Origin of the sequence: Chryseobacterium sp. 'Rf worker isolate 10' (assembly GCF_050753305.1) — a bacterium.
Classification (GTDB): Bacteria; Bacteroidota; Bacteroidia; order Flavobacteriales; family Weeksellaceae; genus Chryseobacterium.
Map to the genome: position 1 here is coordinate 1,255,759 of NZ_JBOZOF010000001.1, position 11,719 is coordinate 1,267,477.

An 11,719-nucleotide genomic window follows, 5' to 3' on the forward strand; every position below is an offset into this window, starting at 1 on the left:
ATTTATAAAAACTACTTAATTGCTAATTGACGTTGAACGCTTTTCTCGTCCACTTTAGCTACGTAAGAAGTAGTAGTAAGATTTCTCTTCTGCTTAGTTTCTTTCTTAGTTAAGATGTGGCTTTTGTAAGCATTTTTTCTTTTGATCTTACCAGAACCAGTAAGAGCAAAACGCTTTTTAGCACCTGATTTCGTTTTTAATTTTGGCATTGTTTTGCTTTTTTATTGTTTTTGTTATCAATATCTGTTTTGGTTACCCCTAAGGACATTAGGAATAATAGTGTGCAAAGATACGAAAAAAATCAATTCGAACTTTCATAATCTTCGGCTTTATCATATTTATATAGAAAAACCGCCTCTGTAGAGAAGCGGTTGTCCATCTGAAAATTATTTTTATAAGAAGTCTTCAACAATAATGTCGTTTCTTTCTTCATTATTTCCTCCCAAAATAACTTTAATTCTGAATCCTGAAGGAATAGCTGCTCCTGTTCTTGAGTAAAGCTGAAGCTTCACATGCGGATTTGCTACATAATAATTAACAGCAGTATTAGAGCTCCAAAGCGGGCTTCCGTCTCTATAAATCACCATATTTCCGTCGTTTTGTACAATAAGTGATGGAGTACCCGTACTTCTGTACGTATTGGAATGCCATAAAACAGTATTAAGTCCTGGTCTTTCTCTGTATAGAACAAGATTGTTATCCGTTTGCATGATGAATCGGTAAGTGCTTCCGTTGTATTCCATGCTGATAGACTGTCCAGCGCTTAATGTCTGAGGGTGATTGGTAGATTCTTTTAAAAGTTTGTAACGTGTAAGGTCTATAAGACGGGATGCGCTCTTTCCATCTGCAGTAATACTTTTCTCGATTTGTGTATTCGCATTCACATTGTCAAGATCATTATCCTGAGCACAAGATGCCAAAAGCATTGGAAGACTTAATAAAGTCAGTAATTTGGTTTTCATAAGTTATAATTTAACGTTGCAAATGTAACTATTGCAACGTTAAATCACAAATTTGAGACTAAATAAACATTAATTTATCCTTTATTTAAAGGTATTTTTAATTTTAATTAAAACACTAAATAGTGATTTTAATTAAAAAGCATCGTTAAAAAAAAACGATGCTTTTAGAATATTTTAATGCAAATTAATTATGATTGAAAAAAAGATAATAAATCTTTATTGATGGTTTCAGCCTCTGTTGTAGGCATACCATGAGGGAAACCAGGGTAGGAGATTAGTTTTCCATTTTTAAGCAGGGTAGCAGCCACTTTACCTGTTGTTTCAAAAGGTACAATCTGATCATCTTCACCATGCATCACCAATACAGGTACATCTACACTTTTAAGATCTTCGGTGAAATCTGTTTCAGAGAAAGCTTTTACGCAATCATAATGGGCTTTGATAGAACCGCTCATTCCCTGTCTCCACCAGTTTCTCTGGATTCCTTCAGAAATATTGGCCCCTTCTCTGTTGTAACCATAAAAAGGGAACGTGATATCAATGAAGAATTGCTGTCTGTGCTTAGCCGTATTATTTCTGATATCATCAAAAACAGAAATTGGAACTCCGTTCGGGTTGTTCTCATTCTGAACCATAATAGGGGTAACTGCACTTATCAGAACTGCTTTTGAAACTCTTCCGTTGCCATGTTTTGCAACATATCGGATCACTTCACCACCTCCTGTAGAATGTCCTACATGGATAACATCTTTTAGATCTAAAGCTTCCACAATCTCTGCTACGTCAGAAGCATAAGTATCCATGTCATGTCCGTAGGGAGTCTGCTCAGATCTTCCGTGCCCTCTTCTGTCATGAGCAATTACCCTGTAGCCTTTCTCCAAAAAGAAGAACATTTGTGCATCCCAGTCATCACTGGATAATGGCCATCCGTGGTGGAAAAATACAGTTTGGCCTTTTCCCCAGTCTTTGTAGTAAATTTCTGTTCCGTCTTTTAATGTAAGTGTGCTCATCGTTTCTTTTTTTAATGATTAATAAATAGTGTATTTGACTTTTTTATATTCACAAATGTAGATAGAAAATCTTCACTACATCTTGATCTAAGATAATAATTGATTAATTATTTTTAAACAATAATAATATACAGGTAATAATATTTAAAAATAAAAAAAGCTGAGAATCTTTATATTATGAAAAATCTACTATGAAAAAACTCAGAATTAGTGTTAAATAGTCTCTGAAAATTGCTGTGTATTATCAAATATAGCTGATAACCGGGATTGTAATATTTTTTGGTTCTCTCTAATATTGATGATTAATACGATAAATAAAATTCAGTTATGCTTGATGGTTTCTGTAACTTTTTCTTCCAGCCTCAAGTCTTCGGGATTCATTTTTAACCTATAAATTTAAATCGTTATGCTTTCATCTGCAGATTTACATCTTGAAAGAGCATTGTTCCTTGCTGTTCTGATTTTATTTTTCGGAACAGGATTTTTATGCACCTTCACTGTTTTTATGATTAATTCTATAAGAAAGAAAAATGAAAGTAGCCGTTATTATATGTTCTTATTTCTCATTTCGGGAACTATTGGAGTCGCTTTAGCTGCATTTTATTTTTATGTGATATTATTCGAACAGGCTGGAAATTATGTATTTTAAAATTTCTGAGGAGATGCCAATGAATTAAAAACCCCCTGTTATCAGGGATGTTTTTGTATAGCTCCTATTGTTATCTTTGGCTCAAGGATTTATTAAAAATAGAATGGTGAAACATCTAATGATTTTGACCTTCTTAATTTTATAACTTTTATAGCTTTCTTTTTCACACCCAATTCAATGATTAATTCTTATTTCGAACAAACACTACAATAAAAAAGTATGGGTAAAAACAATAGCCAAATAAAATTGAGTGAAGAAGAAGCTGTAAAAGTAAGCAGATAGCCGGTTTTATAAAACCATATCATTGATTTTGAAGAAAAAAATATTTGCTGAAATATGCTTTACAAATTGATATCAATAATGAATAAGACTGTTGCTTTAGTTTTTTTTAGTTTTACGATAATAAGTGTTTTCAGCTGCAAAAACCCTGAAAGGAAAAAAACACAATTTTCGAATTACCTGAAAAATACCCATTGGATTGTTAATAGTGGTGGAATTATCATCCCTGATGGTGAGAAAGCCTATTCGCTGTCAAAGAGAATAGATTCTGCAGTGATTTTTAATTTTCATGCGGTAAATTTTGTGGATGAAGAAAAATTCCAAAGTTATGATAGCTGGGAATGTGGAAATGATTGTTTTACAGAAGTATATGGTAGGTATTATTTCAGCGAAGCCAACCAGATAAAAATAGAGGTTGACAGCATTAGTCAATCCGGAACCTGCCAGGCTCCAACACAGATTTTCAAACCTGCAAAAGACATGGTTTTTGATATTGTGAAAAAAGGAAAGCAGTTAGAACTCATAAAACAATAAAGATGATGCGGGATTTCATCAATACTTTAATGCTTTTAAAATAATTAATGAGTTAAAATGAAATCATTTTTGAAGTAGAAAATGACTCCTAAATCAATTAGCAGGTATTTACTTATATTTACATTCTTTACTATACTAAAACTTAATAAAGATAAAGGGTTGATGCACAGGTTACTATTTATATTTACTTTACTTATTTGTCCGTTTTTTATTCAGGCACAAGATGTTTTAAGCAAATTAGAAAAGGAATATAGCCATGCTTCAAGCAATACGGCAGAACAGCTGAATCTGGCTCCCAAATATGTTACAGCCTTATTTTTTCACAACCTTAAACTCAAATCTTATCAGATTTTAGAAACGAATATTTCTATCGCTGCAAAACAGGCCGATGGAAAGTATGCCACTGTTTTGTATGCTGTGCAGGCCATGAATTATCGTCTTGATAATAAAGGTGTAGAATCCCAAAAAAGTCTTGACATGGCAAAAGCCTATAGTTTAAAAACGGCCAGCAACGAAGCCAAAGGTTATCTGCACTATGCAAAAGGCTGGATTCTGATCCGTAATAATAAAACAACTGATGCCGTTGCTGCTTACCTGAAAGCTATCGAATATTATGAAAACTCACCAACCACTTCCACGCTGTACGGAAGATTTGGTAACGTTGCTAAAGAGTTATCAACTATCTATTCCAACCTCAATGAATACCAGTTGGAAGAGAAATACAGTAAGCAGTTTTTGCTGTTGGCATCCAAACAAAATGACCCTAATCTTATTTTCGATGCCTATATGCGAATGGGCTATGTATACGAACAGAAATATACGCAAAATCCATCAAATACAGAGTTAAGAAATAAAGCTGAGCAGTATTATCTGCAGGCTATCACGACTTTCAATAAAAATAAGGATGCGATGCTCAATAGGAGCAGTCTTTCCTATGCTGCCATCAATTTAGCAAATTTATACACTGGTTTTGATAGTGATAAGGCGATGCAATATGCCAAATTAGCCAACAGTGTGAGTCTGGAAATAGGAGACCCCATTCATATTGCTTCTTCATTTGGGATTTTGGCAGAATTGGCTCTACAGGATAAGAATTACGACTTGGCTAAGTCTTACTTTCTAAAAGCCTCCATGGAAATTGGAAAAAGCCCGGTGAGAGATCACAATATAGAATTATCCATTCTTGAATCTTTATCCAGAATTAGTGAAGAGCAAGGGAATTATAAAGAAGCCCTGACGTATTATAAAAGTTATGTAGACAAATACAAAAGTGTTTACGATCAGGAAAAACTGGATATTACCAAAAGATTAGAATCTCAGTTTGATAAAGAACGTCAGGAGCAGAAATATATAAAACTGCAGCTTGAAAGTGATAAAAAAGCGCAGGAAATTAAGTTGATCAACATCCTTCGGGCGCAGCGTGAACAAGTGTATAATAACTTAAAACTGGTAGAAGAAAATCAGCGCGAAAGATTGAAATTCTCAGAACTTGAATCAGAGAAAAAAGAACAGCAGCTTCATCTGGCCAAATTAGAAACTCAACAGAAGAACAACGATATCAATAACTACAAAAAGCTGCTGGCTTTCAAAGAGAAGATCAATACTTACTATATTTTCTTCATTATATTCTTTATTGTTTTGATCCTTTTATTGCTTTATGCCTATAAACAACGTGCTAAGTCCATCAAGAGAAGAGATGAGTTGCATACTTTAGCCATGGAAAAGGAGAAGCAGAACTCAAAAATATCTACGCTTACAGCATTGCTTGAAGGGCAGGAACAGGAGCGTGGCCGTCTGGCCCGTGATCTTCATGACGGATTAGGGGGTCTGCTTTCAGGAACTAAACATCAGTTGTCTTATTTGAACCCTCATCAGTCTGAAAATATAGAAGAAGGGATTTCAAAATCAATTGATCAGATTGATGGTGCTGTAGAGGAGTTAAGGCGTGTTGCGCACAATCTAATGCCGGACTTATTAATGAAATACGGTCTGGAAGTTGCCATTCAGGAGTTCGCTTCCCGTATTTCTAATAATGCACTAGAAATTCACACAGAATTTATCAATTACAGCAATTCCATATCGCAGGAAAAGCAGTTGATTATTTACAGAATCATTCAGGAATTAGTCAATAACGCCATAAAGCACGCTAATACTTCTGAAATTATTATTCAGATCAGTGAGGAAGAAAATGTATTAAATCTTACCGTAGAAGACAACGGTAAAGGTTTTGACCCTGCAAGTTTAAACATGATAAAAACAGCTGGTTTTCACAATATAGAACTCAGAGTCCAGTTTTTAAAAGGAACAATGAACATCACTTCCGAACTGAATATTGGAACCAGTATAGAACTTCAAATTCCTATTCATTAAACATGATAAAAGTAGCCATAACAGATGATCATCCACTTCTCTTAGAAGGATTGAAGAATATTCTAGGAAACAGTGATACGATAGATGTAGTAGATTGTTTCAGAAACGTTTCAGAAATGAATGCAGGCCTGGCAAAACATTCCATTGATATTTTATTGCTGGATATCAATCTGGCAGATATCAACAGTATCGAACTCATAAAACCTTTAAAGAAAAAGTACGGAAATCTTCAGATTATTATCCTGAGTGTTCATAATGAACTGCCTGTGATTAACAGTTCTCTGACTGAAGGTGCTTTAGGGTATATTCAGAAAAATTCTTCAGTTTCCGAGATTCTTGAAGGGATTACTGCTGTATATAATGGGAAGCGGTTTTTATGCTCTCAAACCAGGTCTGTTCTGGAGAAGAAATCAGCAGATGGTTTAAATCAGGTTCCGAAACTGACCCGAAGAGAAAAGGAAATTCTGGGGGAAGCAGCGAAAGGACTTACAACCAATCAAATGGCAGAAAAACTGTTTATCAGCCCGCATACTGTGGAAAGCCATAGAAAAAATCTTATTGAAAAATTCCAGACATCCAATCTTAGCTCAGCCATAAAATTAGCGATAGAATACGGTTTGATTATCGAATAAAAACATCCATTTACAAAAAAGGCCTGCTTACATCGTAAAAGCAGACCTTTTTCTTATATAATCAAATAATTGGTGTGTTTTAATCTTTGAATTTCAACGCAGCCTGAAACAGGTTTTTCTTTCCTATTAAATCATATTCGTCGTTATATTCAGGCTGATACATCAGGATGAAAACTCTGCCGTCAAAATCTTTCAAATTGATAGGCTGGTCTACCATAATATCATAAAACCTTGTAATCGTACGTGTGGCAGTCCATTGCTTTGCGGTGCCTTTAGGATTTTTATCGAACCTGTGGTCTTTCGCATCCGTGTAATACCAATACGAAGGAGCGGAATCCATTAAAAACATTTCTTTGTCCTTGTTGTATAATTCCTCCGCCATGCCTGTATTCTGAAACCATGGAACCTCTTCTGTGCTTAATAGCCCCAGAGCTCCTGCATAAATATCTTTATTTGTAGTGGCTCCCACTAAAAATCCTTCCAGGTTGGCAGACGTAATTTCGAACAGGAAAGTAGATTTTTTCAGTTCATAAACATCATTCACTGGCTCAATCACTTTTCCATCCTGTTTAATAACTACTTTTAACGACTGCGCGAAAGTTATAAAACTTAGTAAACAGAAAAGGATCGTCAAACTTAATTTTTTCATTGTATTTCTTTAAATAATTGCAGCAAAGATATTAGACTTTATTCCCTTACACACTGGCTGATTTCAGGGGTTTTTTATCTTATTAATAGGTTAAAACAAATCCGCCTTCAACTGGATCTTTATATAAGCTGTTTTCTGCTTTTTACCATTGGCTGAAGCAGAATTGAGTGGATAAACTTCTGCATAAAAGGTTTCATTATCTGTCCAGAATGCTTTTTTTTCATCGGCTATTTTGAAGTTGGTGAAATTTGTATATAAAAGGTTCTCCTGTCTTTTAGTTTGTGGTAAATATTGGGAGATTACAAAATTACTCCCCACATCATTATTGGAAGAGACAGAGGTAACCCAGCCCTTAGTAGGAAGGATTTGTGGGTAGCCCTCTGTACCCAATTCAAACATAACTGCATTTTTTATATTGTAAAAAGAATAGAAAGAACCTGCAACTTCATCAGAGTTTTCTTTGAAAACCTCCAGATTTAAGTAAGGTGACCGTCCTACATATTCATTAGCAAGCGGTCCTGTCTCTGTAGAGATGTTTTCATGTTGTGTAATAACCTCTTTTCTTCCATTTTCTATGTATACCCAATTGTCATCCTGCAGTTGTATATTCGGGTTTTTTATCAATGCTTCACCGATTCGGTTTTTTGAGTTGGCCTTAAATTCCTGTTCTGAAATTTCAGTAATAGTTCCAAACTTCTTAAAAGATTTATTCTTAAAATCATCAGACTTTTTAAATGTGCTGCTTCTGATTTCATAAAGATCAACACCTTTTAAAGTCAGTTCAAATGCCGCTGTGAATTCTGACTTCAAAACAAAAGCTTCAATGCTGTTCGAAATATTGTTATTAATGCTGTAATGAATAGAGTAGTAGTCTTCAAACTCTTCAAATCCATAATAATTATCGAACTTATTGTAAGCTACTTTCAGATGAGTGGCATCTTTATTCGGAGCAACAAAAAACTGAACAGAATCCAGCTTGGTAAATAATTGAAACGGCACTTCCTGAACATTATCTACTCCTTTTATTTTCTTGAAATCAGCAAGTGTTATCAATTTTTGCTTAACTTCAGTTTCTGCCTTGTTTGTTTCTGATGTTTTGTTCTGTTGATTGCATCCCACAAAAACAACCATAGATGATATAACGATTTGATTGAGTATTTTCATTTTCTATATTTTGGGCAAATGTATCAGTATTCAGGCCTGCAGCCAACAAAACTACCTGATATAGGGAATAAATGGCTGAAAACAGGGATATATTGAACGATAGAATTTGGACAATTTTACAAAACGATAAACCAAGTATTATAGATTATTTTAAAAAGATGAAAAACGTAATAACCAGCCTTTCAATTGTGATCGTATTGTTAACTTCCTGCTCACCTGCTACAGAAAAAAAAGTGGAGAAAAACGCTTCTCCAGATGTAAAAACAGCTCCCGCTTCGGTTTCTAAAACTGATCCGGAAAAAAAGGATATATCAAAATTAGAAATACCCGTTGATTTTACATTGTTAGTTCCTATTGATGTATTGAATGGTAAAAGCACAAATGTGTATGAGAAATATGGTATAGAATTCTCGGGGAATTGTTATTCCTGTGACTTAACAAGTTTGTCCATCACAAAGAAGGAAATAAGATGGGCCAATGTCTGTGATGAAAAAGATACCTTTGAAATCCATGATTTTTCATATTCTATAGAAGGAAATAAAACTATTTTCAAAACACCAGAACGGACTTATATTTTAACCCAAATAGATAAAGCTCCCGTTTACGAACTTGTTATAGAAGGTCAGAAACTGGAAATGAAAGGCAAGAGAATATCCACCTATTTCACAACCCCAATAGCTTTGGAACTTTTTACAGAGCATGATTGCGGTAATTTCGAAGGATAGATTCTCTTAATTGCTATGAGAATATTGATCGTTGATTCAGACAGTAGAGTAGTCCGGATCAACGATTTTTACAGTTTTATTGAAAATTTTATAATAAAAAAAACCTCAAATTACTTTGAGGTTTATATGTAAAATAATGACTTAATTATTTTGCTGGTTTTTTAGGACTCATCATCATAATCATCCTCTTTCCTTCAAGTTTAGGAAGTTGATCTACTTTACCTACATGCTCTAGTTCCTGAGCAAGTTTTAAAAGCAAAATTTCTCCCTGGTCTTTAAAGATAATCGAACGTCCTTTAAAAAATACGTAGGTTTTTAATTTAGAACCTTCTTCAAGGAATTTTTCAGCATGCTTCTTCTTGAATTCGTAATCGTGATCATCTGTCTGAGGTCCGAAACGGATCTCTTTTACTACCACTTTTACCTGCTTAGCTTTAAGTTCCTTTTGTTTTTTCTTTTGCTCATATAAGAATTTTTTATATTCTAATATTCTTGCAATAAAAGGTTCTGCTTTATCAGAAATTACTACTAAATCCAATTCCTGATCTGCAGCAATCTGTCTTGCTTTGTCAATTGGATAAATTCCTGGCTCTACGTTATCGCCCACCAAACGAAGCTCTCTCACACGAATTTTATCGTTGATCAAGTGTAAGTCCTCTTGTACCGGACGTCTTTGTGGGCCCCTGTTGTTAAATCTTTGTGCTATTGTATTATAATTTTATTGGTTAATTACTTAATTTAATTGATTTAAATATTTAAAATTGAAAGATTCCATTAATTCTTTAATTTTTGAATCCTTCAACCTTTTAATTTAAAATTTATATTGCTGCCTCCTTTTTAAAGTAAGCAACGAAATCCTCCATCTTCATCACTCCAAGATCTCCTTCTCCACGTCTTCTTACAGAAATCGTGCCTTCTTTTTCTTCATTTTCTCCTACTACAAGCATGAAAGGAATCTTATTCAATTCAGCATCACGGATCTTTTTACCTGTCTTCTCGTTTCTGTCGTCAATCTGACCGCTAATATCGTGATTTTCCAAAAATTGTGAAACTTTTTTTGAATAATCTACGTATTTTTCACTGATCGGTAGAATAATAAACTGCTCCGGGCTCAGCCATAATGGGAAATCACCAGCTGTGTTTTCCAGCAAAATAGCGATGAAACGCTCCATAGAACCAAATGGTGCTCTGTGGATCATTACTGGTCTGTGTTTTTCGTTATCGTTTCCGATATAATGAAGATCAAATCTTTCCGGTAAGTTATAATCCACCTGGATAGTTCCAAGCTGCCATTTTCTTCCTAAAGCATCTTTCACCATGAAGTCAAGCTTAGGACCATAGAATGCTGCTTCTCCGTATTCTACTACCGTTTTTAAACCTTTCTTCTGAGCTGCATTGATGATCGCGCTTTCTGCTTTCTCCCAATTCTCATCAGAACCGATATACTTTTGTTTGTTTTCAGGATCTCTTAATGATACCTGAGTGACAAAATCTTCAAAACCTAAAGACTTGAAAACATAAAGCGTAAGGTCAATTACTTTTTCAAATTCTTCAGAAAGCTGATCCGGAGTACAGAAAAGGTGAGCATCATCCTGAGTAAATCCACGAACTCTCGTTAATCCGTGAAGTTCTCCACTTTGCTCATATCTGTACACAGTACCGAATTCTGCATATCTTTTTGGCAAATCTCTGTAGCTCCATTGTGAAGTTTTATAAATTTCACAGTGGTGGGGACAGTTCATTGGCTTCAGCAAGAATTCTTCTCCTTCATTCGGAGTTTTAATCGGCTGGAAGCTGTCTTCCCCATATTTATCCCAGTGTCCTGAAGTTACATAAAGTTCTTTTGCACCGATGTGTGGAGACATTACAAATTCATAACCTCCTTTTTTCTGAGCATCAGAAAGGAAATTCTCCAATTTTCTTCTTAAAGCAGTACCTTTTGGCAGCCAAAGTGGTAAACCGGCACCTACTTTTTCAGAGAATGCAAAAATTCCAAGTTCTTTACCTAATTTTCTGTGGTCTCTTCTTTTAGCTTCTTCTAATCTTTCAAGATATTCAGTAAGATCTTTCTGTTTTGGGAAAGAAATACCATATACTCTTGTTAACTGAGGATTTTTTTCATTTCCTCTCCAGTAAGCTCCTGCTGCATTTAAAATTTTAACCGCTTTTACAATTCCTGTATTCGGAATGTGACCACCACGACATAAGTCTGTGAAGTTATCGTGCGTTACAAAAGTGATTTCTCCGTCATTAAGATTAGAGATCAATTCCACTTTGTAAGGGTTATCTGCATATGTTTTTAAAGCATCTTCTTTAGAAACCGGATAAAGAGAGAAGGTAGAACCTTTCTTTGCGTTTTCTAAGATCTTTTTCTCAATCTTTTCAAAATCTTTTTCAGATAAGCTTTCATCCCCGAAATCTACATCATAGTAGAAACCGCTTTCAATGGCAGGACCGATCGTCAACTTAGCATTAGGATAAAACTCAAGGATTGCCTGTGCCAAAAGGTGGGCAGAAGAATGCCAGAAAGCTTTCTTTCCAAGATCATCATTCCAGGTCAAAAGCTGTACCGTTGAATCCGTGGTTATAGGTGTGGTCGTTTCTACTTGTTGATCATTAACAATTGCGGAAATGGTGTTTCTAGCCAATCCCTCGCTTATAGATTTTGCCACATCTAGAGGAGTTACTGCTCCTTCGAATTCTTTGACACTATTGTCTGGAAGTGTAATTTTTATCATTGTTTAC

General features: G+C 34.8%; 12 protein-coding genes. 5 read left to right on the top strand and 7 right to left on the bottom strand.

What is annotated here, in order from left to right:
- Positions 1 to 11: 11 nt before the first annotated feature.
- The 3 genes from rpmI to LKL37_RS05550 all read right to left on the bottom strand — a co-directional run bounded on the left by rpmI (position 12) and on the right by LKL37_RS05550 (position 1,972).
- Complete coding sequence (rpmI, locus tag LKL37_RS05540) at positions 12 to 209, bottom strand: 50S ribosomal protein L35 (protein ID WP_002979658.1); 198 nt, start codon at positions 207 to 209, stop codon at positions 12 to 14.
- Positions 210 to 392: 183 nt separating this feature from the next.
- Complete coding sequence (locus tag LKL37_RS05545) at positions 393 to 962, bottom strand: hypothetical protein (protein ID WP_431609583.1); 570 nt, start codon at positions 960 to 962, stop codon at positions 393 to 395.
- Positions 963 to 1,150: 188 nt separating this feature from the next.
- The gene (locus LKL37_RS05550; RefSeq protein WP_431609584.1) at positions 1,151 to 1,972 is read right to left on the bottom strand and encodes an alpha/beta fold hydrolase; all 822 of its coding nucleotides are present in this window, start codon (positions 1,970 to 1,972) and stop codon (positions 1,151 to 1,153) included.
- A 406-nt stretch (positions 1,973 to 2,378) separates the two neighbouring features.
- On the opposite strand from LKL37_RS05550, the gene LKL37_RS05555 reads away from it, so the two are divergent.
- The 4 genes from LKL37_RS05555 (at position 2,379) to LKL37_RS05570 (ending at position 6,436) form a co-directional block, all read left to right on the top strand.
- On the top strand, positions 2,379 to 2,621 hold the full coding sequence (locus LKL37_RS05555; protein ID WP_431609585.1) for a hypothetical protein: 243 nt from the start codon (positions 2,379 to 2,381) through the stop codon (positions 2,619 to 2,621).
- Between the two features lie 360 nt (positions 2,622 to 2,981).
- Positions 2,982 to 3,434 carry a hypothetical protein gene (locus tag LKL37_RS05560; protein ID WP_431609586.1) on the top strand — a complete coding sequence of 151 codons (453 nt, stop codon included), beginning with the start codon at positions 2,982 to 2,984 and terminating at the stop codon, positions 3,432 to 3,434.
- A 162-nt stretch (positions 3,435 to 3,596) separates the two neighbouring features.
- On the top strand, positions 3,597 to 5,804 hold the full coding sequence (locus LKL37_RS05565; protein ID WP_431609587.1) for a tetratricopeptide repeat-containing sensor histidine kinase: 2,208 nt from the start codon (positions 3,597 to 3,599) through the stop codon (positions 5,802 to 5,804).
- Between the two features lie 2 nt (positions 5,805 to 5,806).
- Positions 5,807 to 6,436: a response regulator gene (locus LKL37_RS05570; protein WP_431609588.1), complete on the top strand. Its 630-nt coding sequence runs from the start codon at positions 5,807 to 5,809 to the stop codon at positions 6,434 to 6,436.
- 79 nt (positions 6,437 to 6,515) lie between these two features.
- Here the strand turns inward: LKL37_RS05570 and LKL37_RS05575 are convergent, their stop codons facing one another.
- A complete protein-coding gene (locus LKL37_RS05575) occupies positions 6,516 to 7,085 on the bottom strand; it encodes a hypothetical protein (protein WP_431609589.1) in 570 nt (189 codons plus the stop codon).
- Positions 7,086 to 7,175: 90 nt separating this feature from the next.
- On the bottom strand, positions 7,176 to 8,249 hold the full coding sequence (locus tag LKL37_RS05580) for a resolvase (RefSeq protein WP_431609590.1): 1,074 nt from the start codon (positions 8,247 to 8,249) through the stop codon (positions 7,176 to 7,178).
- Between the two features lie 71 nt (positions 8,250 to 8,320).
- Here LKL37_RS05580 and LKL37_RS05585 point away from each other — a divergent pair, with 71 nt between their 5' ends.
- The gene (locus tag LKL37_RS05585) at positions 8,321 to 8,974 is read left to right on the top strand and encodes a hypothetical protein (RefSeq protein WP_431609591.1); all 654 of its coding nucleotides are present in this window, start codon (positions 8,321 to 8,323) and stop codon (positions 8,972 to 8,974) included.
- A 145-nt stretch (positions 8,975 to 9,119) separates the two neighbouring features.
- Here LKL37_RS05585 and infC read toward each other — a convergent pair whose 3' ends face one another.
- Positions 9,120 to 9,620 carry a translation initiation factor IF-3 gene (gene infC, locus LKL37_RS05590; RefSeq protein WP_185097810.1) on the bottom strand — a complete coding sequence of 167 codons (501 nt, stop codon included), beginning with the start codon at positions 9,618 to 9,620 and terminating at the stop codon, positions 9,120 to 9,122.
- A gap of 172 nt (positions 9,621 to 9,792) precedes the next feature.
- Positions 9,793 to 11,712, bottom strand: coding sequence for a threonine--tRNA ligase (gene thrS, locus LKL37_RS05595; protein WP_431609592.1), 1,920 nt, complete (start codon positions 11,710 to 11,712; stop codon positions 9,793 to 9,795).
- Between the last annotated feature and the right edge of the window lie 7 nt (positions 11,713 to 11,719).